Origin of the sequence: Methanobacterium veterum (assembly GCF_000745485.1) — an archaeon.
In the GTDB taxonomy this organism is placed as follows: Archaea; Methanobacteriota; Methanobacteria; order Methanobacteriales; family Methanobacteriaceae; genus Methanobacterium_D; species Methanobacterium_D veterum.
The window spans coordinates 244,974-265,935 of sequence record NZ_KN050693.1 but is presented as its reverse complement, the minus strand read 5'-3'; the positions used below and the strand labels follow the sequence as shown (position 1 = coordinate 265,935).

Annotated in this window: 28 protein-coding genes; 9 read left to right on the top strand and 19 right to left on the bottom strand. The window is 33.8% G+C overall.

Annotation, left to right across the window (positions count from 1 at the left end; all coding sequences use genetic code 11):
- Positions 1-31: 31 nt before the first annotated feature.
- The 6 genes from EJ01_RS11525 to EJ01_RS11500 all read right to left on the bottom strand — a co-directional run bounded on the left by EJ01_RS11525 (position 32) and on the right by EJ01_RS11500 (position 5,785).
- The gene (locus EJ01_RS11525; protein WP_048082845.1) at positions 32-892 is read right to left on the bottom strand and encodes a damage-control phosphatase ARMT1 family protein; all 861 of its coding nucleotides are present in this window, start codon (positions 890-892) and stop codon (positions 32-34) included.
- 90 nt (positions 893-982) lie between these two features.
- Positions 983-1,996, bottom strand: coding sequence for a site-2 protease family protein (locus EJ01_RS11520; RefSeq protein WP_048082846.1), 1,014 nt, complete (start codon positions 1,994-1,996; stop codon positions 983-985).
- Positions 1,997-2,132: 136 nt separating this feature from the next.
- Positions 2,133-2,333 (bottom strand): MoaD/ThiS family protein, encoded by a 201-nt coding sequence (locus tag EJ01_RS11515; RefSeq protein WP_048082847.1) that lies wholly within the window; start codon positions 2,331-2,333, stop codon positions 2,133-2,135.
- Position 2,334: 1 nt separating this feature from the next.
- The gene (locus EJ01_RS11510; RefSeq protein WP_048082848.1) at positions 2,335-3,267 is read right to left on the bottom strand and encodes a TIGR00269 family protein; all 933 of its coding nucleotides are present in this window, start codon (positions 3,265-3,267) and stop codon (positions 2,335-2,337) included.
- Between the two features lie 67 nt (positions 3,268-3,334).
- Positions 3,335-4,903, bottom strand: a complete 1,569-nt coding sequence (locus tag EJ01_RS11505; RefSeq protein ID WP_048082849.1) for a dihydropteroate synthase-like protein — start codon at positions 4,901-4,903, stop codon at positions 3,335-3,337.
- Positions 4,904-5,269: 366 nt separating this feature from the next.
- Positions 5,270-5,785: a hypothetical protein gene (locus tag EJ01_RS11500; protein WP_048082850.1), complete on the bottom strand. Its 516-nt coding sequence runs from the start codon at positions 5,783-5,785 to the stop codon at positions 5,270-5,272.
- A gap of 527 nt (positions 5,786-6,312) precedes the next feature.
- Here EJ01_RS11500 and porC point away from each other — a divergent pair.
- The 7 genes from porC to EJ01_RS11465 all read left to right on the top strand — a co-directional run bounded on the left by porC (position 6,313) and on the right by EJ01_RS11465 (position 10,873).
- Complete coding sequence (gene porC, locus EJ01_RS11495) at positions 6,313-6,843, top strand: pyruvate synthase subunit PorC (protein ID WP_048082851.1); 531 nt, start codon at positions 6,313-6,315, stop codon at positions 6,841-6,843.
- A gap of 8 nt (positions 6,844-6,851) precedes the next feature.
- Positions 6,852-7,094 (top strand): pyruvate synthase subunit PorD, encoded by a 243-nt coding sequence (gene porD / locus EJ01_RS11490; RefSeq protein WP_048082852.1) that lies wholly within the window; start codon positions 6,852-6,854, stop codon positions 7,092-7,094.
- Between the two features lies 1 nt (position 7,095).
- Positions 7,096-8,247, top strand: a complete 1,152-nt coding sequence (gene porA, locus EJ01_RS11485; RefSeq protein WP_048082853.1) for a pyruvate synthase subunit PorA — start codon at positions 7,096-7,098, stop codon at positions 8,245-8,247.
- A gap of 1 nt (position 8,248) precedes the next feature.
- Positions 8,249-9,115 carry a pyruvate synthase subunit PorB gene (gene porB / locus EJ01_RS11480; protein WP_048082854.1) on the top strand — a complete coding sequence of 289 codons (867 nt, stop codon included), beginning with the start codon at positions 8,249-8,251 and terminating at the stop codon, positions 9,113-9,115.
- Between the two features lie 12 nt (positions 9,116-9,127).
- On the top strand, positions 9,128-9,619 hold the full coding sequence (locus EJ01_RS11475; protein ID WP_048082855.1) for a 4Fe-4S dicluster domain-containing protein: 492 nt from the start codon (positions 9,128-9,130) through the stop codon (positions 9,617-9,619).
- 10 nt (positions 9,620-9,629) lie between these two features.
- Positions 9,630-10,061, top strand: coding sequence for a 4Fe-4S dicluster domain-containing protein (locus EJ01_RS11470; RefSeq protein WP_048082856.1), 432 nt, complete (start codon positions 9,630-9,632; stop codon positions 10,059-10,061).
- 233 nt (positions 10,062-10,294) lie between these two features.
- On the top strand, positions 10,295-10,873 hold the full coding sequence (locus EJ01_RS11465; RefSeq protein ID WP_048083034.1) for an MEDS domain-containing protein: 579 nt from the start codon (positions 10,295-10,297) through the stop codon (positions 10,871-10,873).
- 101 nt (positions 10,874-10,974) lie between these two features.
- On the opposite strand, the gene EJ01_RS11460 is transcribed toward EJ01_RS11465, so the two are convergent.
- Positions 10,975-11,226 carry a hypothetical protein gene (locus EJ01_RS11460; protein ID WP_048082857.1) on the bottom strand — a complete coding sequence of 84 codons (252 nt, stop codon included), beginning with the start codon at positions 11,224-11,226 and terminating at the stop codon, positions 10,975-10,977.
- Between the two features lie 230 nt (positions 11,227-11,456).
- Between EJ01_RS11460 and EJ01_RS11455 the strand changes: the two genes are divergently transcribed.
- A complete protein-coding gene (locus EJ01_RS11455; protein ID WP_048082858.1) occupies positions 11,457-12,296 on the top strand; it encodes a fumarate hydratase in 840 nt (279 codons plus the stop codon).
- Between the two features lie 490 nt (positions 12,297-12,786).
- On the opposite strand, the gene EJ01_RS11450 is transcribed toward EJ01_RS11455, so the two are convergent.
- From EJ01_RS11450 to EJ01_RS11430, 5 genes are read right to left on the bottom strand one after another with little or no spacing between them, the layout of a single operon-like run.
- A complete protein-coding gene (locus EJ01_RS11450; protein ID WP_048082859.1) occupies positions 12,787-13,173 on the bottom strand; it encodes a roadblock/LC7 domain-containing protein in 387 nt (128 codons plus the stop codon).
- Between the two features lie 45 nt (positions 13,174-13,218).
- On the bottom strand, positions 13,219-13,569 hold the full coding sequence (locus tag EJ01_RS11445) for a roadblock/LC7 domain-containing protein (RefSeq protein WP_048082860.1): 351 nt from the start codon (positions 13,567-13,569) through the stop codon (positions 13,219-13,221).
- On the bottom strand, positions 13,559-14,080 hold the full coding sequence (locus EJ01_RS11440) for a GTP-binding protein (protein ID WP_048082861.1): 522 nt from the start codon (positions 14,078-14,080) through the stop codon (positions 13,559-13,561). Before EJ01_RS11440 ends, EJ01_RS11445 begins: the two co-directional genes overlap by 11 nt.
- Positions 14,081-14,120: 40 nt before the next feature.
- The gene (locus tag EJ01_RS11435; RefSeq protein WP_048082862.1) at positions 14,121-14,630 is read right to left on the bottom strand and encodes a hypothetical protein; all 510 of its coding nucleotides are present in this window, start codon (positions 14,628-14,630) and stop codon (positions 14,121-14,123) included.
- Positions 14,631-14,643: 13 nt separating this feature from the next.
- The gene (locus tag EJ01_RS11430) at positions 14,644-15,018 is read right to left on the bottom strand and encodes a roadblock/LC7 domain-containing protein (protein ID WP_052376113.1); all 375 of its coding nucleotides are present in this window, start codon (positions 15,016-15,018) and stop codon (positions 14,644-14,646) included.
- 414 nt (positions 15,019-15,432) lie between these two features.
- Between EJ01_RS11430 and EJ01_RS11425 the strand changes: the two genes are divergently transcribed.
- Positions 15,433-15,975 carry a hypothetical protein gene (locus EJ01_RS11425; protein ID WP_048082863.1) on the top strand — a complete coding sequence of 181 codons (543 nt, stop codon included), beginning with the start codon at positions 15,433-15,435 and terminating at the stop codon, positions 15,973-15,975.
- A gap of 64 nt (positions 15,976-16,039) precedes the next feature.
- On the opposite strand, the gene EJ01_RS11420 is transcribed toward EJ01_RS11425, so the two are convergent.
- The 7 genes from EJ01_RS11420 to pstA all read right to left on the bottom strand — a co-directional run bounded on the left by EJ01_RS11420 (position 16,040) and on the right by pstA (position 20,952).
- Complete coding sequence (locus EJ01_RS11420; protein WP_048082864.1) at positions 16,040-16,285, bottom strand: PRC-barrel domain-containing protein; 246 nt, start codon at positions 16,283-16,285, stop codon at positions 16,040-16,042.
- A 258-nt stretch (positions 16,286-16,543) separates the two neighbouring features.
- Positions 16,544-16,753 (bottom strand): MarR family transcriptional regulator, encoded by a 210-nt coding sequence (locus tag EJ01_RS11415; protein ID WP_245611201.1) that lies wholly within the window; start codon positions 16,751-16,753, stop codon positions 16,544-16,546.
- Between the two features lie 670 nt (positions 16,754-17,423).
- Positions 17,424-18,107 carry a phosphate signaling complex protein PhoU gene (phoU, locus tag EJ01_RS11410; protein WP_048082866.1) on the bottom strand — a complete coding sequence of 228 codons (684 nt, stop codon included), beginning with the start codon at positions 18,105-18,107 and terminating at the stop codon, positions 17,424-17,426.
- A 2-nt stretch (positions 18,108-18,109) separates the two neighbouring features.
- Positions 18,110-18,562 carry a DUF2226 domain-containing protein gene (locus EJ01_RS11405; protein WP_048082867.1) on the bottom strand — a complete coding sequence of 151 codons (453 nt, stop codon included), beginning with the start codon at positions 18,560-18,562 and terminating at the stop codon, positions 18,110-18,112.
- Between the two features lie 45 nt (positions 18,563-18,607).
- Positions 18,608-19,276 carry a phosphate signaling complex PhoU family protein gene (locus EJ01_RS11400; RefSeq protein ID WP_048082868.1) on the bottom strand — a complete coding sequence of 223 codons (669 nt, stop codon included), beginning with the start codon at positions 19,274-19,276 and terminating at the stop codon, positions 18,608-18,610.
- Between the two features lie 64 nt (positions 19,277-19,340).
- Positions 19,341-20,096, bottom strand: a complete 756-nt coding sequence (pstB, locus tag EJ01_RS11395) for a phosphate ABC transporter ATP-binding protein PstB (protein WP_048082869.1) — start codon at positions 20,094-20,096, stop codon at positions 19,341-19,343.
- 1 nt (position 20,097) lies between these two features.
- Positions 20,098-20,952 carry a phosphate ABC transporter permease PstA gene (pstA, locus tag EJ01_RS11390; RefSeq protein WP_048082870.1) on the bottom strand — a complete coding sequence of 285 codons (855 nt, stop codon included), beginning with the start codon at positions 20,950-20,952 and terminating at the stop codon, positions 20,098-20,100.
- Positions 20,953-20,962 lie beyond the last annotated feature (10 nt).

The following is a 20,962-nucleotide window of genomic DNA, read 5'->3' as shown; positions in this document are numbered from 1 at the left end:
AAATCACCCGCAGTATCTCGATAATTTACAATTAAAGTTCCAAAACGACGTTGTCGCCTACGTTAGCTCCGACGCTCTTTGCAACAGCATTACATTTGACGTTGAAAAGACAGAATACTGGTTTATCCCCTAATTCCATTTCAGTCATACCTTCATAATTTCCAAGTCCTTTGCTGATTACAAGATCTGCTTCTTCAAAAATTTTTTTGAATTCTTCAGATATATCTGCATATAAAATACCTATTGAGTCTGTCCCTGTTGATACAAGCATTGCAACTTCATCCATCCCAATTTGAACTGCATCATCAATACATGCATCGTTAAGTATAGGTTTTTCTTTAAGAGCAACTGTAACATCTACATCGTAATCTTTAAGCTTTTCTATGAGCAATTTATCAAAGACTATTTCTCCACTGTTATCTGCCAGGTAAAGGACATTTTTTGCAGATTTGAGTTCATTTTCAAGCTCATCAATTTGATTTAATGTAATTTCTTTTTCCATATTCTTGCAGATAGCTTTTTCAACATCAAAATTGACTCCAAGCGCCCCAAAATCAATTAGATTACCTGTAATAGCAGCTTTTATATATATTTCAAGCCCATCTCTCCCATTTAATATTTTCTTAATTTTTGGGAGGAATTTTAACGCTATATCATTCCCTTTCCTCTTCTCTAAAAGATAGGGGTCTTCATTTCCAGTTCTATCTTTAATAATTCTGTGTATCCTAGTTCCAACAACGTTAGAAACCGCCCCTTTATGAAAATCATTGTACACAACTCCTACCAGTTCTTCCATGATTTCCATTTTAAGTGATTGATTATCTGTTGCAAGATCAAGTGCTTCTTTGGCCTGTCTTAAAAAACAGGGCGCACATTCATAGTAAACTTTCATTTAAATTCCTCTTATTATTTTTTAATAAATATTAACATGTATATTTTGTAATTAACTTAAAATACTGAATTTTTTAATTTATGAGTTCTGTTAAAATGTTCGCGGTGCAGGTGTCAAGCAGAGAATGAAAATAGCAATTGTCAATACTGCAATTATCTTTCTATTTCTGCTGAGTTTAGAAACATTATCTAATGCACCAGGATGTGTTTTCGCCATAAATAGAATAAATACTGCCATTAATAATGCCATTGCATACCATCCAAGGAGTATTGTTACAACTATGCCTGCTATAGATACATACTGATGAATTTTCGCATTGAACATGGACCTTGAAATGTGACCTCCATCTAAAACTGCAACCGGCATTAAATTGAGCATAGTAATGATTGTCCCTACCCATGCAGCAAAAGCTACTGGACTCAATATTACACCATACCCGTTAGGTACAGCAGGAAATGCAATTGTCATCGGGATGTACAGAAGAAGAGACGGAAACATCTGCATGGTTGTACTACTCATAGGGGCCAGATAAGATAATAAAATACCAATTACAAGCACTGGGATTGTTACAATGAACCCTGCAATAGGCCCGCTGACTCCGAGGTCAAAAAGGGCATTTTTATCTGGTATCGCAGATTTTACGTTTATAGCTGCTCCAAAAGTACCTATTGGAGGGATACCTGGTATAAAATAAGGTAAAGTAGCCTTCACACCATGTTTTCTTGCTGCAAAGAAGTGTGCAGTTTCATGTGATCCAATTATGGCCAATAATGCTATTGAAAAAGTTATTCCTTCCCAAATATTCCCTCCAAGCATGTATCCTGCAGATACAGTAGTAACAATTGTTACTAAAAAAAGGAAAATATTGAGATGGACCTTTGATTCAGCAGATTCAGGCTTATTAACTATACTTATTTTATAATTCTCATTATATTCATCAATAAAAGGTAGGTATCCTATTTTATCAAGATCTTCTACCAGTTGGAGAAATTTCTCCCTGCTGTAATCATAAACTACAAAATAAAATGATTTTGGCTCTTTATAAACACTTTTTACAGTGAAATGATTTGAAACGCAGTTTTCAATGGCATCAGTTGTTTCCACATATTCACATCCAAGTTAGGATCAAAGTTTGTTATCTATATACTGGTTTTTATTATTTATAAATTCTATAAAATTTAATATTATGGGAGAAGAAACATTGAATTTAACTTAATACACTCTAAAATCATGAGAAATATTATCCCCCATATATAACACGTATAACTTCAATTACATCCCCATCTACAAGGAATTCTTCTTCTATCACAATTTCATTGTTCCTTTTAACAACAACTGTCTCAGAAGAGATATCCATTGCATCAAGTACTTCCTTAATGGTTGTTTCTTCCGGAATTACTCTGTTTTCTTCCTTTTTTCCAAAGATCACCGTTACTTCCATGTTACTGTTCTCCATTTAATGATTTAGCAAACAGGCACGCCCTGCACAATTCATGGGATGCTGGCTCGCCGCATTGTATACAATTTCCCATATTTACTTTTTTACCTGAAAATTCTTTTTTTATGGCTGGCTTTATCTTATCAAAGCCTTTAAGGGTCGAATACATTATAGTAGGGTGATTGACAGATAGTTCTTTTACAAATCTTCCAACCTCTCCCCTGAATGATTCCCTTGAATAAGGGCACTCATCAAAATGAACATCCAGCTCACGGGCAATTACATATAATGCCACTTCTTTTTCTGGAATTTCCCTAATTGGTTTTATCTTGACGGTGAATTTATCATTTTTAGGTTCTGATTTTACCCCAATTCTTGTGAGGTTATCTATGTTACCTTCAAGATAATTCATTAGTATTGCTTCAGTTTCATCATCCAAATTATGGCCTGTTGCAATTTTGGTGGCATTTTCTTCCCTTGCCACCCTGTTAATGATCCACCTTCTAAATACTCCACAATAAGTACATGCACCGTGCTGTCTTGACTCATTATGCAGAATTTCATCGAGTGTTTTTCCAAAGTAATCCTTAAATGATGCTATTCTATGATCTATGCCTAATTTTTTGGCATTTTTCGCTGCAATTTCCACCCCATGCTTTCGGTATCCTTCTATGCCTTCATCAATGGTTATGGCGAAAAGGTTTATTATGTTTCTTTCATAGAGTGAATTAACGATATCAAGAACCATTACACTATCTTTCCCTCCAGATAAAGCAACTGCAACTTTGTCTCCACGTTCTATGAGCTTATTTCTGCGAATATTTCTTAAAACTTTTTCAGTTGCTGATTCAATGAAGCAGTCTTTACACAGCATTTGCCCCGAGGCTTTTCTATGTATTATTACAGGCGTTGCGCCGCATTTAGTGCATGTTTTCATGATTATAACCTAAAATTAACTTGTAATGTACATCTTGAATTATTGCTTTAAATAATTGGAAATTAAATTAATAATCTAAATTTTTAAATAATGGAAAATCCTGAATATAATTTTTATTAAGTTTGGCTGCTATTTCTGCCTTTTGAAGCTCGGCACCAAGATATGTTGCGTGTTCAATTCTTGAAACAAGTTCCTGTTTAATTATTTCATCATAAACACTTTTTGCAGTCTTACCCTTAATGACCATATCTGGCTTCAAATGAATATAGTGCACCGCCTTTATAAAACCATTTTCGGCCATTATTTTAAAGCTCCCTTTAGGGTCCTGGGTGAATTTATAGTTTTCTGCACCTTCCAATACCGGTGCATCAACTTCTTCAATTAATGTTTCTCCCCTACGTTTATCCTTTAAAATTATAAGGTTTATACCCAGATCTTTTGCTGTAGAACCCCTATGTTTTGAGAGAAACATCATTTTTGACGAAACTGAAAGTTCATGAACACTGCCAAGTGTTTTACCGCTTTCTTCAGGCGTAAATAAAATACTTGCCCCAAGTTCCATTGCAATTCCAGAAAGTAATGCATTTACACCAACAGAATCTGTATCCAGGAGCTCAGTGACATTTCCGACTCCAAAGAATAAAGGTACCTTATTTCGTGCTTTGAAATCATGGCACGCTATTATTGACTCAACTATGCTCTTGCTGTTAATAGGGTCCAGAATTAAATCAGCTATTACGTCAATTTTTCTACATTTTTTTACGAGACTTTCCAGTGAGTTAACACGTTCTTCCACAGTATGAGGTACCCAGTTCTTTCCGAAATCTGTTGGCAGTATAACTGCAGGAATCTGTTTCTCTTCCATTAAAGGCAGCACTTCCTCACAGTTCCCATGATCAAGACTTAAAACCATGTCAACCCCTGATTCAATTCCTGCTTTAATTTCTACCGGATTCAAAGTATCAACACTTATAGGGATGTCATTTAAATTTTCCTTCAATAATTTTACCATTTCTGGAATTTTATCGGCCTTATTTTCACCTGCAATCATTCCAATATCTATCATCTGAGCCCCATTTTCTACAAAATATTTTGCCCGCTTCAGGAGTTCATCTTTACTGAGTAAAGGTGCATTTGCAATTTCAGCCAGTACCCTCATTGGGAAGTCTTCACCTACCGGCAGGTTACCTACAAGGATATTTTCAGGCTTTTTAAGAAGTTTTTTAGTGGTTTTTTCATCCTTCTCAAAGTCTTCTATAAACTTCAAGGCCCGCTTCTTCAGTTCTTCTTCAATTAATTTATCTGCAGGTATTTGAGATGAAAGTTCCAGTTCATCTATCATTTCAAGGATTATATTTAAATCTGCAGCGTCTTTAGGGCCTTTATAGGTTGGAATTCCAGTCTCTTCACCTATAGTACTTACATCTTTACGTATAAGTCCCGGAGTTATAATTACATCATAAGACTGAACATCAACATTTTCCAGGTTTTTCAGTTCCTTCAATATTTTCCGAGGAGTTAAAAATGCTGCAATTGGCGTATCTACTACATGAGTATATACTTCTTGCTTAGACTTGCTTGAAATATCTTTAACCAGCTTACCTGCAAGTTTACCTGTTACTATTAAGATTTTCATGTTAACCACTTACAAATTAATTGAGAAGTATCGATAATCGCTCGCGACCGGAGTACAGTTTAAATTCTATAAATGATTTGCTCCTTAAATCAAACAGTATAACATAACACATCAAAATGTTACGGCCATGAGCTTAACTGTAATTAATAGTGAATGACGTAACTTTTTAAACGCTTAATTTTAGAATTTAAGTATATATTTAAATCATTGGCATATTAACAAAATTCCTTATAAAATTTAGTCAAAAATATTTGGTCATTCACTATAAATTCAATAAGTAGTTTCTAATTATTAGATTTAACTACTTAAAAATAAGTTAAATTAAGGTATCAATTTTAAGCAGCTAACTGAAAAAATAATCAAAATTTATGCATTGTTTAGACTGCAGAGACTTTCTATTCCTGATTTTAAAAGAAGAATAAGTATTCCACTAGTTATAGTTGCTATTGCAGGTATCCACAGCCCACATATTCCCATTGGAATTAATATCAAAGTAATTGTACTTTTAAGCGCTTCATTGACTTTTCCATCCTTTATAAGTTTAATTATACCTTCATTTCCACATATGTAAGATTTAGTTTTCTTTTTAAAAATTTCCCAGAAGTTTTTTCCTATTTCTTCTGCACTTTCAGCAGGAATTTCGCGGGATATTGTATCTACAAATAACTTTCTGGAATTAAGAGGTTCTTTTTTAAAATCAAAAGATTCTTGAGGTTTTAATAAACACTTACTTTTAACGTCACCATCTGCTTCCAGGCCCATTGAAATTAAAGATGCGCCAATTTCCCCATAAATATTCTTTTTATCAGCATCATCATAATTTTGCACAGCTTCATTAACCAGGGCATTTAACCTATTTTTATCTATTTCTGTTGAATCCATCAATCTCTCCCCCAAGTAATGTAAGTAATTTCTATCAATTATATCCTGCCAAATTATATAAAACTACCTGAAATTAGTACTAAAACTGTATTAACTATAGTTAAAGATATTTTTAAATAATCAAACATTATTAAAAATTTATTTTACAAAGAAATAGTTATAAACATTTTTTTATACCATTAAAATGTAAAAGAGGCTAATTTTACGCATTGTATCCCCAGCATGTTATTTTTAATTGATTTAATCATTTAAACAATTTTAAAAATAAGTTAACAATTGCTATAATTTATAAAAAGATTGTATAACTATGACTAAAAATAGTAATTAGATATTTTTTATTAGGATTTCACACCTGTTTATTTTCATTTAACAGTTCTCTATTTATATTAAGAAAATATATTTAAGAATTGAATTTTTTTAGCCTCTAGTTATAATCAAATAATATTACAAAAATAAAATTTGTCATGATTAAAAATATATATATATCCTAATTTATAATGATTATACATGAGGAATGGAGGTACAGTATGATCGAAATTCGATTTCATGGACGTGGTGGACAGGGTGCAGTGACTGCTGCTGAAATTTTAGCAAAAGCAGCTTTTGAAGATGGAAAGTATTGTCAAGCGTTCCCGTTCTTCGGTGCTGAACGAAAAGGTGCACCAGTCATGGCTTTTACAAGAATAAACGATAAACCAATAAGAAGAAGATATCAAGTTTATAATCCTGATCATGTTATTGTATTGGATGAAACTCTCTTAGAAGCAGTAGATGTATTATCAGGGCTTAAAGAGGGTGGAAAAGTAGTAATAAATACCACAGATAGCGTTAATCTTGGAGAAAATGTAGACCCATATAGTATTGACGCCACAGGAATTGCTCTGGATATTTTAGGAGTTCCAATTGTCAATACAGTTATGTTAGGAGCATTCGCAGGAGTAACTAATATAGTTTCACTAGATTCCCTTATTAAAGTAACTAAAGAAACTTTCCCTGGAAAAATAGGTGAAAAGAACGCTAATGCAGCTAAAATAGCCTATGAAAAAATTAAAAAATAGGTGATTTCATGACAGCCATAGGAGCAACTGTTAAAGAACCTGGAAGCAGTGTCAAAAATAAAACAGGAAGTTGGAGAACATTTAAACCTGTTTTAGATAAAGACAAATGTATTAATTGTGAAAATTGTTTTTTATTTTGCCCAGAAGGGTGCATAACTAAAGAAACAGATATAGATTATGATTATTGTAAAGGATGCGGGATTTGTGCCCATGAGTGTCCTGTAAAAGCTATTAAAATGGAGAGAGGATAAGATGAAAGTTATTACAGCAAACAGGGCTATTGCAGAAGCAGTTAAACTTGCAAAACCAAAAGTCGTACCTGTTTATCCTATAACTCCACAAACAACCATCTCGGAATATCTGGCAACCTTTGTTGCAAATGGAGATTTAAACGCAGAATACATAAGAGTTGAATCAGAACACAGTGCAATAAGTGCTGCAGTAGGTGCATCAGGTACAGGTGTTCGAGTATTTACTGCAACATCCTCTCAGGGTTTAGCATTAATGCACGAGATCTTATTTGCAGCAGCCGGTTTAAGAAACCCAATAGTAATGGGAAATGCAAACAGGGCGCTATCAGCACCATTAAGCATATGGAATGATCAGCAAGATTCAATCTCACAAAGAGATACTGGATGGATGCAGTTCTTTGCTGAAGATGCTCAAGAAGCTCTTGACTTTGTATTACAGGCTTACAAAATCTCTGAAAACGAAAAAGTCTTACTTCCAAGTATGGTCTGTGTAGACGGATATTATCTCACCCATACAGTTGAACCTGTAGATATCCCAACACAGGAAGAAGTAGATGAATTTTTACCTCCATACAAACCAACACATTCCTATCTTGATCCTAAAGACCCTATGTCACTTGGAACATTTACAGACCCTAATTACTACATGGAAGCAAGGCATGATATGGAAGTAGCTATGGAAGGAGCTAAAGACGTAATAAGGAACGTAAACAAGGAATTCGCCGAAAAATTCGGTCGTAAGTACGACTTAGTTGAAAATTACATGTGTGATGACGCTGAAGTGATCATCATAGCCATGGGATCACTTTGTGGTACAATAAAGGCAGTTATAGACAACATGAGAAAAGAAGGGCATAAAGTCGGTCTTCTCAGAGTAATAGCATTTAGGCCATTCCCTAAAGAAGATATATACAATGCAATTAAGAACGCTGATAGAGTAGCTGTTCTGGATAAAAACATCTCACTGGGTATTGGAGGAGTCCTGTTCAACGAGATCAAAGCTAAAATGGATGTAGATGCCAGAGGCTTTATATTAGGTCTTGGAGGGCGTGACGTATCCAACGAGGATATAAGAAATATAATTAAAATTACCAAAAATTCTACTGAAAGCGATACAATTAATTGGATCGGCTTAAAAGAGGAGGAAGCATAAAATGGAAGTACCTGAAAAAGAATTTCTTGCTGCTGGGCACAGAGGTTGTGCTGGATGTGGTGCTACCATAGGCGCAAGACTTGCACTTAAAATGCTAGGTGAAAACACTGTAGCAGTATCTGCAACAGGTTGTTTAGAAGTTATTACAACTCCATACCCTGAAACATCATGGAACATCCCATGGATCCACGTAGCATTTGAAAATGCTGCAGCGGTAGCATCAGGTGTTGAAAGAGCTCTCAAAGCACAGGGAAAAGATGATGTTAATGTCGTAGTATTTGCTGGAGATGGTGGAACAGCAGATATAGGGCTTCAATCTCTTTCAGGAGCTATGGAAAGGGGACATAATTTAATTTACATATGTTACGATAACGAAGCTTACATGAACACTGGAGTCCAAAGAAGTGGTGCAACACCATACGGTGCATCAACAACCACATCACCACATGGAAAAGAGAGCTTTGGTGAAGATAAACCAAAGAAAAACATTCCAATGATAATGGCAGCCCATGGTGTTCCTTACGTTGCAACAGCATCCATTTCATACCCTGAAGACTTCATGAAAAAGGTTAAAAAAGCAACTGAAATTGATGGACCTGCTTATATCCACCTCCACCAACCATGTACAACCGGATGGGGATATGATCCATCAAAAACCATAGAACTTGGGAGATTAGCTGTTGACACTGGTTCATGGTTGCTTTATGAGATTGTAGATGGTGAATTTAAAGTAACATACAAACCACTGCAGAGAAAACCTGTAAATGAATATTTAGAAGCTCAAAAACGGTTTAGACATCTTGCTGATGAAGAAAAAGAAAAGATCCAGAATTATGTGGACAGTATATGCGCTGAACTTAAAATATAGGGGGATATATTCTTGGAAAAAGTATTGATTCAACCAGAGATTTGCGATGGATGTGGAGATTGTGAAGGAGCATGTGAAAAACTTCACGGCACATCAAGAATCATGGTAAGAGAAGTCGAAGGCGCTTATTACCCCATTATTTGTCAGCATTGTGAAGACGCCCCATGTATGAAAATCTGCCCTGTAGATGCAATTGATGAGGGATCAATTGACTCTGAAAAATGCATAGGATGTTCTCTATGTATGCTCATATGTCCATTTGGGGCAATTTCAATACATGAAAGAAAAGCGCACAAATGCAGCCAGTGCCCTGATCTTGATACTCCCGCATGTGTTAAAGCATGTTCCAAAAGAGCCATTTCCATTGTAGATACTGAGAAAATGAAGCTAGAGAAACAAGCAGAACACATTAAAAAGTTATCAGGTATCGGTAAAAAGTCTAAAAAGAAAGGACTCGTAAGTGTTTTAACACACGGTTCAAGGGCAAAGGATGCTCTTAAATAGGAGGCATGACATGAGAGAATTAATTTCACGACCAGAACTTTGCGAAGACTGCTCAAAATGTGAAAGGGAATGCCCTCAAAATGCAATAAGAGTTATAGAAGGAGTTGCAATCCACTGTTTACACTGTGCGCCAGATCGGGCACCTTGTTTAAACATATGCCCGGAAGACGCTATTGAAGAAATAGACGGTGCAATTGTAGTTGATGAAGACGCGTGTATAGGATGCGGCCTCTGTAAAACAGCCTGCCCTATTGGAGCCATCTACATAAATGAAGAAGGCATTGCAAAGAAATGTAACCTTTGTATTGACCAGGAAACGCCTCGCTGTGTACTTACATGCCCAACCGGCGGCTTGAAAGAAGATTCATCAGAAATGATATTAGATAAGCGTGAAAAAGTTGCTAAGGAACTTGAAAGGCTTCGGATGATCATGAGGTACTGAATTATTCAATAATGCTTAATCAGAATTGATTAAGCTTACTCTTTTTTATTAAAATTTATTTTGTTTTAAAATAACCTATTAGCTGCAGATTAATTAAAATCAGGCTATTTTATAAGTATAGAATTCTCAAACAATATTCAATGCCATATTTTAACATCTTACTATAATCAATAATTATATTAAAGTTAATAGCAATATTTAAGAATTGATTTTACTTTTTGGAGAAGATATGAATGAAAGACCAATTAAGGAAGTCATGTATTGAACTTATTGGAGAAGTACCATGGGGTACACATTTTTGTCAATTCTATCAAACTAAAGAAAATTTAATAGATATATTGATCCCTTATTTTCAAGCAGGGCTTGAAAACAATGAGTTCTGCATGTGGGTTACCTCACAACCCTTAACTACAGAAGAAGCTGAAGAAGCATTAAAAAATGCTGTCCCTTATGCAGATAGTTATCTCAAAAAGGGACAAATTGAAATTATTTCCTACAAAGACTGGTATCTTAAGGAAAATACCTTTGATTCAAATAGAATCTTAAATGGATGGACTGAAAAATTGAATTATGCTTTAAAAAACGGCTATGATGGTTTAAGACTAAGTGGAAATACTTTTTGGCTTGAAAAAGATGATTGGAATGAATTCGACCAGTATGAAAAAGAAATAAATGATGTATTTGGTAAATCCAATATACTTGCCATTTGTACATATTCCCTTGATAAATGCAATGCAGATGATGTAATCGACGTGGTTAACAATCACCAGTTCGCCCTAACCGAGCTTGAAGGTGAATGGGCACTTATGTAACGTGTAGCGCCTGAAATTTAAAATAAAATTAATCATCATTTAAATGTCTAAAACAGCGAATGGATCCTACAAATTAGAATTATTAATTGGCAGTAACTCATTCATTTAAAACCATTTTGAAGTTTTTTTAAGTCTCCTTGAAGTAGTTCTTCAAGTTCATCTGCCATTATAACCATTTCCAGATATTTATCAGTGTCATCAATTGTATATATAATATTTCTTATTGCGGGAATAAATTCCAACATATTTTGTGCATCTTTAACTGTTTTAGGCTTATGTTTAGGGTTTTTATGTAATTCCAGTACAAATCTAATTACTTCAGTCCAGACTTCATCGTAATTATATTCCTTCATATTATCGTACTAATTATATTAAAAGTATTACATAAGTATTTATCCAAAAAAAAGCTTTTAATTAAATATTTTAACTGGAATCTTTAAGCTTGCAATAATTTTTAAATCTCATCAGATTAATTAATAAAACAGATTAAAATTTTAAACAAAATGTTAAATTTAAAAATTTAATTATAAACTTAATAATATTCAACATAATATATTATCAAAGAGAAATTTCGAGGACTATCATGATTACTCAAAGTACTATAGAAGATACAATATTTAACTTATTCAAAGAGGCTGTAATCAAGTTGCCGGGTGATGTCAGGAAAGCGCTTGAAGAGGCATATAAAAATGAAGATGATAAGATTGCATGTCTAAATCTTAAAGCTATACTTGATAATATTGAAGCTGCTGAAGAACTTGACGTTCCAATGTGTCAAGATACAGGTCTCCCAATCATTTTTGTTAAACTTGGTAAAGTAGAAGTTGAAAACCTCTATGAAGGCATAAGAAATGGGGTCAAAAGGGCCACTAAAGAAATACCACTCCGGCCAAACGTGGTAAATCCACTAACAAGAGAAAATACAGGTACGAATACGGGCAATTTGATTCCTCAAATAGATATAGAACTTATTGATGAAGAAAAAATCGAATTTACAGTTTTTCCAAAGGGCATTGGATCAGAAAACAACAACGCCCTCAAAATGGCTTTGCCAGGAGAAGGTATTGAAGGCATTAAAAAGTTCGTTCTGGATACAGTGACTGCTGCAGGTGGAAAACCATGCCCCCCAATAATTGTGGGAGTTGGAGTTGGAGGACTATCCGATATGGCCATGAAACTTGCAAAAAAAGCACTGCTTGGAAAAGTTGGAGAGCGGAACCCAGACAAGATGATTGCAGAACTGGAAGAGGATCTTTTATGCCAGATAAACAAAACTGGAATTGGTCCAATGGGACTCGGAGGTAAAACAACAGCTCTCGATGTGAAAATTTTAACTGCAGATACCCATACTGCAGGACTTCCAATAGGAATATGTATTCAATGCTGGGCTGGAAGACATGCAAAGGCCGTTTTAAGGCCTTAATTTTTGTTTTTAGTTTAAAATATCATTCTAAAATGAGAAAGTTTAAAGTTCTAATGCACGGGCGATGCCCTTACAAAAACTACCGCAAAATAGGTGAATAATAACTGGAAAGTAGATTTTAGTTCAGTATATTTCTGGAATTCCAAAGTTCTATTAAGAATCTTCAGTAAGTTTCAAAGAATGATATACACGATGTTCCAGAAGGGCAAATAATAAACAGAAACCCATATAGACACTCAAACTGGTGCAAATTTATGGGAATTAAAATTTAGTTTAATAGTCACAAACTAAAGGATTCGCTCATGCACATGATATGTGCATGGTTATAATTCATTAACATGTGATACTGGTTAAAAAAATTCCATTTATTTAATCAAAGTTCACATAATAATCCATAGTAATATTTGCAAAATACTCCAGAGCGCGGATTTAAATGTAATAAATCAAGTATAAATAATATTTCATGACAAAACAAAAAGATATATAAGTATTATATTGAATCAGATCCGTAAGCTTCCTGCATTATATCATATATCTCTTCTACTGCTTTTTTCATCCTTAAAAAAACCATACCTGTATTGGCATTTGAATTCATAGAACATACCAAAGCTACAGATGAGAAACCCATAATAATTATCTGTATCTTATCTCCAGTTATTAAAAGACGTTTTAAATCATCATTACCCACATCTTCAAGGGTTTTTTTACCAATTTCCAGTAAAGATGCAGACATTGCAGCTATTCTCTGGTTTTTAACGTGGGGGTTACTTGAAGTAAATATCAGTCCGTCCTTTCGGATAACGTAGGACTCATTAATATCAGCACGTTCCTGCATATCCCCAAGAACTTCATAAATTTGCTCTGAAATCGGCCTCATTTCAAATCACTGATTTAATTGATTTTAAAGATAGTATAAAGAGGATTAATTATCCATATACTCTCTAACTACTTTTTTAAGAGTTACCCTGATCATTCCAATATTAGCACTGTTTTCTGTTAATACTATTATAACATGCCTGTTTCCAAATTCTTCTATAATAATCTTTCCCGAATCCGTTTCAACAATTAATTTCTCTAAATTACCATAACTAATGCTTCTAATCATTTCTCTAACTGCACCAAGTGCTGCAGCAGTTGTAGCGCTTAAAATAGAAGTATTTTCATCTAATTTACTTATAGGAATACCATCTAATCCTGCTAGAACAGAATCTTTTACTCCTGTTATTCTATTTATAGAAATTAAAGCTTTTTCGAAATTTGTTTCAAGTTTCATTGGATTTACCCAAATTATTTATTTTTTTTTCAATATTTCTTATAAGACTGCCCATTATGTTTTCGAGATCTTGATTTTCAAGTGCTGACGTGTTAACCACTGGAATTTCATCAGGTATACTAAGTTCTTCCCGAATTTGAGAGTCTTTAATTTCACAGATATCAGTTTTATTGGCAGCAATTATATAAGGTACATCATAGCCAGTTATAAAGTTTACAAGTTCATGGTCGACGGGAGATATCCCCACTGTAGAATCAATTAAAAGTATAGCTCCATCCATTCCAGTAGCAAGAGTATTCCACATAAAAGAAAACCTTCTATGTCCCGGGCTTGCAAATAGATGTATTAAGAATCCCTGCTGTTCAATCTGGACAAAATCAAAGCTTGTGGTAATGCTCTCAAAGTCACCTTTAAGAAGTAAATTTTGCCCACTTAATTTTTCGACGAATGTAGTTTTACCTGCATTAAGAGCACCAAATACAACTACTTTAAGGATAGATCCCGCTGCCATTAATTATTAACGCCCCTTTTTTTTATACATTGGCTACAATTTAAAATTTTTTAAGTATAATTTTGCTGTTCCCATCTTTAGATTCTATACTATCCACTATGAAAGGATTCCCTGTAACTTCTTCCATCATAGCCACGCAGCCTAAAGCCAGTGGACATCCAACAGAACGAGGGACATCATTTTCTTCCAGATAGTCTGTGTAATGATGAGCACGGCAGTTTTTAACCGTAATTTCTATGCTATCATCGGTTACATTATAATCCATACTATCTGCTACATTAAAACGTCCAATGAGATAACTGTCATAAAATTCCATCGCTTTCTGAGGATTGCTTGTATCTTGATCTGCTTTAAGCAGTGTTGATCCTATTTTAATAAGACGCCATATATCTTCTCCAAAAGCTCTAGTAACTCCTGCTGAACCTGCCCCTGATACTTTCCAGAGACCTTTAGTTAGTCCCATTAATGATGCTGCGTATAAAACATTTATAGGATCTGGTTGATCACGGAGTAATGCTACCACTGTATCCATCTTCATATCTTCTGTCATTTAAAATCCCTTCTTATTTCTCCATTACTTCTTTCACTTTATCTGCTGTTCTTTCTACTTCCATGAGTACTAAACCCAGATTCACATCTTTAGGTGAAAGTACAGCTAAAATACCTTTAGTACCTGCAAAAGAGAATGTGGCTTTCCCAACACTTCCTTCAATTATAATTTCACCCAAATCTCCTCTACTCAATTCATCACAAGTTCTTTGAGAAGTACCTACAATTGCTGCACCCATTGCAGCTAAACGTTTCTCATCAGTGTCTTGAGGTAAAACAGATGCTATCATTAAACCATCCGGCCTTAAAAGAGCAGCACCAGTAACATCACCAGGAGCTCTTTCCATAAGCTCATTCAAAATTCCACCTACGTCTTCACGAATACCCATATTAAATTCTCCTCAATTTTTGTTTTTGTTAGATCCACTTTTATCCATTTATTTTTAATATTTCTCATACTAATATGGATTATATCTAAAATCCATAGTCATACAGCTGTATACGTGATTATTAATTTAATCAATGGAAATAATTAATTAAAATGTGAATATGTGCATTTTTACATTAGATAAAGTGCGCATTTGCAAAAAGTATAAATATATAAAGTAAAAATTTCGCAATTTTATTTTATAAATCGTATTATTAGCAGTGTATGTAATAATATACATAACATATTAATTTAATTAAAAATATTTATACTTGATATAATTAACCATATAATTACAGTAATAATCTCAATTAAAGGAATAATTAATTAAAATATTCCAATTCAGTGGCTAAAACCTATTATTTAAAGTGATGTTATGACTGAATTTACCAATCTAAAAAGAGCAACCGTATCCATACCTCAGGACTTAGATTACAAATTCAAAAAAGTAGCCTCTCAAAAATTCAAATTTGAAAAGGGATGGTACAGTAAAGCAATGATCGAAGCTATGGGGATATGGTTAAAATATAACAATCTTATTCAATTAAAAAATGGAACTGATTCCATTGGCCGTTTCTTAGGTAAACTAATATGGGACGAATGGAAACAAAATTTTCAGGATGTAGATTTTCAAACACCTAATGAACCTACAAATCAAATTTTAAATAATTTTAGTAATAAATCAACATATGTGGAGAATATAGACTACCGTATCAACAATGATGACCTAAAAATCTATTTAAAAAGTTACACTGTAGAAGATAGACCATATATGGTGGAAAACCTGCTAACTGAATATCTTCAACCAATTACAATAATTACCCGAGCAGGAATAGAAGAAGTTACAGGTGATGACTATAAAATAAACGAGTTCAAAGTAGGAAAATCCAGCAAAATACATTTAAAAAAAGTAGATTAAATAGCAGGTCTACTATTAAAAAGTAAAAAGATGTAATGACGAATCAGTGATTCACTTTAATCAATTACATTATTCCTTCTCTTCTTTCTTCAGTTTCTCCAGATTTTTTTAAGAGTATCCTTTCGCCTACAGTTTCAATCATGCTGTAAGGAATAACTCTGTCTCTTCCCCTAAGACGTCCTCCTTCATGAAGAATAATAGAATCTATCCGGTCGGAGTCAAAATCAACGTCAATATCATCCACTTTACCAAGTTCATGGCCTTTTGAATCTAGAACTTCTTTTCCAATTAATTCATCTTTTACTTTCAATTAAATCACCTCAAACTCATAACAAAGAACTGTGAAAACAATTCCCCATGTCTTTAAAAAATTTAATGGAATAACTGAACTGTATTATTACTATATTTAAAATTAGTAATATATTTTGTTATAAATTATATTTAAACAAAATTAGATAAATTAAATTCATTTAATTTGTAAAAAAAAGTATTTTAAATGCTTATTCCTATAAAACCAGGCGTGTTAAAGTTTCCCAAATTAAGATAAAAAACAAGATGTGGAGTCTTATTATTTTGACTCATTCTTTAAATTAAAAACTGTTTCTGATTTTATAAGGCCCTTATTTTCCAAATCATGCATTAATTGAGCTATTATTGCATATTCCTGGCCAGTATAATCAGCTAACTCTTCAATAGACGCATTGTTCTTTCTGCTTAAATAATCTAATGTATTCATCATTAATTCGCGTCTTAACTCCTCATTTTTCCATTTGACCATCAAAATATCAATCCTCACATTTGGAATATATTAAATGACAGCTGGCAAAAGCTAACAGTAGCGGTTCAGGAAACCGAAGGTTTCCTTCAACATGCAAAAACCAATGGTTTTTACGGCATTCGAAATTTATAGAATTTTTAACAACTTTAACCTCTGTCATTTATTCACTTTTAGTGTTTTATTTTACACTTGAAGTGTATGTCTTACTCCACTATATAAATTTTGTTGATTAGAACATAGAGTATGAATAAAGTGTAATTATTGTATTATAATTAGTATAATAAAAATTTTTAGATCATTGCATACTCCAGTTTCAATATTAAATACTAAATCAATGAAAATCCATTATTACCACAATTATAATATTAAACTAGTTAGAATACAATAAAACAAGGATATAATCTGAATTTCAGTATTTTTATCACACATTAGGACTTAATAATTAATACATTCCACATAATTTATTCTAAATTAACAAACGGTCCTCATTTAAAATAAATAAAGTAAAATTAGATAAGAACATTGAAATTAATATTTTAGATCATTGATTTTAGAGAATAAATACATTTAGAAGCCTATTTTAAATACAAGTTGGTGTAAATTAATTTATAGAAAAAAAGAAATATGTGCCTAAAGCACATGCAGTTTAGGCAAAAAACTCTTGTCCGCCCTATTTTTTTAATTCAAGTTTTTTAGGTTTTTCGCATGTTATCATAAAGATTGTTCTGTCCCCTAAACTTACCGCACGATCAGCGATTCGTTCCAGGAATCTTGCAATGAACAGCAAATATATCATATAAGATATGGAATCCTTGTTTTGGAACATACTGCTTGTAACATTTTCAAGGGACTGATCAAATAAATCATCCACCTTATCGTCATCATGCCTCAGTTCTCTTGCCATGTCCATGTTCTGATCTATAAATGAGTATAAACCTTTACTGAGCATCATCTGCACAAGATTAGCCATGTGGTTAAGATCTTCCATAGACCTCGCTGGAATTTCTTCGCCTTTTAAATTTTTAGCGGCTTCGGCAATATTTACTGATAAGCTACCTATCCTCTTTAAATGACTTCCAACTTTAATACAAGCTTCAATAAATCTTAAATCCATTGCAACAGGTTGCTCTGAAGCAATGATGCTAATACATTTCCGTTCTAAATGGAAACTCAATTCTTCTATTTTATCACGGGCTTTAGTGACATCATCCAACAGATCCTTGTCATAGTTATTGAAAGCTTTGATTGCATTTTTATGTGCCTGGATTGCTATCTGTCCAATTTCATTTACATCTTCTTTCAGCTCTCTTAGCCTTTTTCGAAACAGTATCCTGGGATATTTTTTCCTTTCCATTTTCAATCCTCCGTCTTGGACTTATAATCTTTTATTAAATTATCCACATCAATTACAGATGGTTCATTTATCCTATACTTAGATAACAGTTCTTCACGAGAATCTGTAGTATTTAATCCAATCTTATCCCAAAACATATTAATACGTATAGGTAATGATAATTTACACTCCTCATTCAACTCAAGAATAGTTTTAAATAGTTTTTCACCAGTTTCATATATCTCAATTCTAGATTCATCGAGGATTTTAACTTTTTCCATTGCATCATTTTCATAAAGTTCATTTAAAGATTTAGCATTTAGATACCAGGCACCTACAACTAGATCATCACTTAAAAATAATATAGACTCATAATTTTCATTTAAAACTCTCATGTAACCTGATAAAGGTAGATAAGATTTATCAAGTTTGTTTCCATACAGTTTATTCTTAGGTTCATCTGATGGGAGCCACATCTAAATCATCACATATTATTTTTGTATAATTTTTAAATATAATTTTTACTTCATTAAGACATTGTAGAACACTTTATGGTGTACAACCTTCATTCCTATTATAGAGTAAGCTATCCTATCATCCATCCCCATTATATGATGCCCCATACTTAAGAGATTCCTTCCAATAAGGATTGAATACATTGCAGCAGTTGAAGAGTTGTCATCACCATATTCTAAAAACATCTGATTATAAAAGTCCTGAAGAGCAACGAAATTTTTAGTTGAACGTTTTAGAAGCTGTATATCCTCACTTAAAAGTGATCCGACTCCATCTTTCAGCATGTTTTGTACTGTCTGAGACATGAATTTAATATGGGGCGGTTTGTATGAATCTGAACTTTTTTCTGCCGCATCTATAGCGTATCTGGATATATATGCTGAGAGAGTGTTTATCCTCTCAAGTTCAGTAGATGATCTTAAAATTGCAGCCCCCAGTCTTAAATCTCTAGCAACTGGTTGATGTAATCCAAGTATTTTCAAACATTCATATTCAATATGCTCGCTCTTTTTGTTTACTTCACTGGTAGCCTCAATTGTTTCTTTTGCTAAATCAACATTTTCCTTTAAGAAACTGCCAGTAGAATTTTTAATCATATCTACTGTTTCATTGCTGTAATCTAAAAGATCACCGCTTATTTTTTTTAATTTATTCTCCAGTATCATCCCATACATTGCTTCACCTTTAGTGCATATCCCATTAAATGAGATGGGCACATTAATTAAATAAAAAATTTATTTAACCAAATCTACCAGTTATGTAATCTTCTGTACGCTTATCTTCAGGCTCTATGAATATTTTATCGGTGAGTCCGCTTTCTACGATTTCTCCATGTAAGAAAAATGCTGTGTATTTGGAAACCCTTGTAGCCTGCTGCATGTTGTGTGTAACGATAATTATGGTATAATCCTTTTTCAGTTTGTGAATTAAGTCCTCTATTTTTGTTGTTGATATAGGATCAAGTGCTGATGCAGGTTCGTCCATTAATATAACTTCAGGATTTACTGCAATGGTCCTTGCTATACATAGTCTCTGCTGCTGACCTCCAGAAAGTCCCATAGCTGATTTATCCAGCTTATCCTTGACCTCATCCCACAGTGCAGCACCTTTTAAACTTTCTTCAACTCTTTCAGCCAGTACTGATTTATCTTCGATTCCGTGTACCCTGAGACCATATGCTACATTGTCAAATATAGACTTTGGAAATGGGTTCGGCTTTTGAAATACCATTCCTACCTTTTTTCTTAACTCAACCACATCTAACTTTGGATCGTAAATATCTTGACCGTCTAAAAGAACGCTTCCATCCAATTTAAATGTGTCAATAAGGTCGTTCATACGGTTTAAAGTACGTACAAATGTTGATTTTCCGCAACCGGAAGGTCCTATAAGTGAAGTAACAGTATTTTTACGGATCTTAATGTTAATGTCCTTTAAAATATGTGCTTCGTCAAAGTAAACGTTTAAATCTTCAACTTCAATTCGATAATCCATTCTATCGCCCCATCATCTTTTTAGAGTATCTTTCAACTAATGTATTTGTAACAACGGTTATTACGAGAACTATAAGCACCAGTACAGCTGCAGTTCCATACGCATTGTCAAGGGATATACCCTCAGTTGCTAAAATATAAAGGTGCAGTGGGAGAGGCCTTGCTGGATCAAAAATGGAAATAGGAACAGATAGTGCCGCGCCTACTGCAAACATAATTGCAGCTGCCTCTGAAATAGCCCTTGCAAGTCCCAGTATCACACCAGTGGTAATTCCCGGAACTGCCGCAGGCAAAACAACATTATAAATTGTTTGCCATTTAGTAGCACCTATTGCAAGGCTTCCTTCCCTGTATGATGCAGGTACAGCTTCCAGTGAAACTTCAGCTACCTGCAATATTGTGGGGAGCGCCATAATTGCCAGTATTAGACCTCCAGATAATACACACCATCCGAGCCCAAGATAGACAACAAAAAACGCCAGTCCAAACAGCCCGTATACAATTGAAGGAATGGATGCCAATGTTTCTGCTCCAAATCTTATTAGTTTAACCAGATTATTTTCTCCAGCATATTCTGAAAGGTAAACTGCTGCCCCAACACCCAGAGGAGTTGCAACAGCAACTGCTATAAGCGTCACATATAAGCTTGACACTATCATTGGGAATATACCTCCAGATTTACCAGAATCTATAGGGTTACTGAATATGAAACTCATGTTTACAACTGGCAGCCCCTTATAAAGTATATACCCTATAATAACGAGCAATAGAATAACTGTTAATATCCCTGATGCCCAAAAAACTCCTTTCATGATTCTTTGGGACATTTTAGGAGACATAATTTTAATATTTAACATTTAAATCACC

Coding starts and splice junctions, on each gene's coding strand:
- phoU (WP_048082866.1), bottom strand. CDS start 18,107: ATGGAAAGGAAAAAATATCCCAGGATACTGTTTCGAAAAAGGCTAAGA.
- EJ01_RS11505 (WP_048082849.1), bottom strand. CDS start 4,903: ATGAAAATCTTAATAGTAACAGGTAAACTTGCAGGTAAGCTGGTTAAA.
- EJ01_RS11430 (WP_052376113.1), bottom strand. CDS start 15,018: ATGGGTATTCGTGAAGACGTAGGTGGAATTTTGAATGAGCTTATGGAA.
- EJ01_RS11435 (WP_048082862.1), bottom strand. CDS start 14,630: ATGACAGAAGATATGAAGATGGATACAGTGGTAGCATTACTCCGTGAT.
- EJ01_RS11445 (WP_048082860.1), bottom strand. CDS start 13,569: ATGAAACTTGAAACAAATTTCGAAAAAGCTTTAATTTCTATAAATAGA.
- EJ01_RS11525 (WP_048082845.1), bottom strand. CDS start 892: ATGAAAGTTTACTATGAATGTGCGCCCTGTTTTTTAAGACAGGCCAAA.
- porD (WP_048082852.1), top strand. CDS start 6,852: ATGACAGCCATAGGAGCAACTGTTAAAGAACCTGGAAGCAGTGTCAAA.
- EJ01_RS11405 (WP_048082867.1), bottom strand. CDS start 18,562: ATGTGGCTCCCATCAGATGAACCTAAGAATAAACTGTATGGAAACAAA.
- pstA (WP_048082870.1), bottom strand. CDS start 20,952: ATGTTAAATATTAAAATTATGTCTCCTAAAATGTCCCAAAGAATCATG.
- EJ01_RS11455 (WP_048082858.1), top strand. CDS start 11,457: ATGATTACTCAAAGTACTATAGAAGATACAATATTTAACTTATTCAAA.
- porB (WP_048082854.1), top strand. CDS start 8,249: ATGGAAGTACCTGAAAAAGAATTTCTTGCTGCTGGGCACAGAGGTTGT.
- EJ01_RS11500 (WP_048082850.1), bottom strand. CDS start 5,785: ATGGATTCAACAGAAATAGATAAAAATAGGTTAAATGCCCTGGTTAAT.
- pstB (WP_048082869.1), bottom strand. CDS start 20,096: ATGGATTATCGAATTGAAGTTGAAGATTTAAACGTTTACTTTGACGAA.
- EJ01_RS11400 (WP_048082868.1), bottom strand. CDS start 19,276: ATGTATGGGATGATACTGGAGAATAAATTAAAAAAAATAAGCGGTGAT.
- porC (WP_048082851.1), top strand. CDS start 6,313: ATGATCGAAATTCGATTTCATGGACGTGGTGGACAGGGTGCAGTGACT.
- EJ01_RS11510 (WP_048082848.1), bottom strand. CDS start 3,267: ATGAAAACATGCACTAAATGCGGCGCAACGCCTGTAATAATACATAGA.
- EJ01_RS11450 (WP_048082859.1), bottom strand. CDS start 13,173: ATGAGGCCGATTTCAGAGCAAATTTATGAAGTTCTTGGGGATATGCAG.
- EJ01_RS11515 (WP_048082847.1), bottom strand. CDS start 2,333: ATGGAAGTAACGGTGATCTTTGGAAAAAAGGAAGAAAACAGAGTAATT.
- porA (WP_048082853.1), top strand. CDS start 7,096: ATGAAAGTTATTACAGCAAACAGGGCTATTGCAGAAGCAGTTAAACTT.
- EJ01_RS11415 (WP_245611201.1), bottom strand. CDS start 16,753: ATGGTCAAATGGAAAAATGAGGAGTTAAGACGCGAATTAATGATGAAT.
- EJ01_RS11465 (WP_048083034.1), top strand. CDS start 10,295: ATGAAAGACCAATTAAGGAAGTCATGTATTGAACTTATTGGAGAAGTA.
- EJ01_RS11425 (WP_048082863.1), top strand. CDS start 15,433: ATGACTGAATTTACCAATCTAAAAAGAGCAACCGTATCCATACCTCAG.
- EJ01_RS11460 (WP_048082857.1), bottom strand. CDS start 11,226: ATGAAGGAATATAATTACGATGAAGTCTGGACTGAAGTAATTAGATTT.
- EJ01_RS11440 (WP_048082861.1), bottom strand. CDS start 14,080: ATGGCAGCGGGATCTATCCTTAAAGTAGTTGTATTTGGTGCTCTTAAT.
- EJ01_RS11470 (WP_048082856.1), top strand. CDS start 9,630: ATGAGAGAATTAATTTCACGACCAGAACTTTGCGAAGACTGCTCAAAA.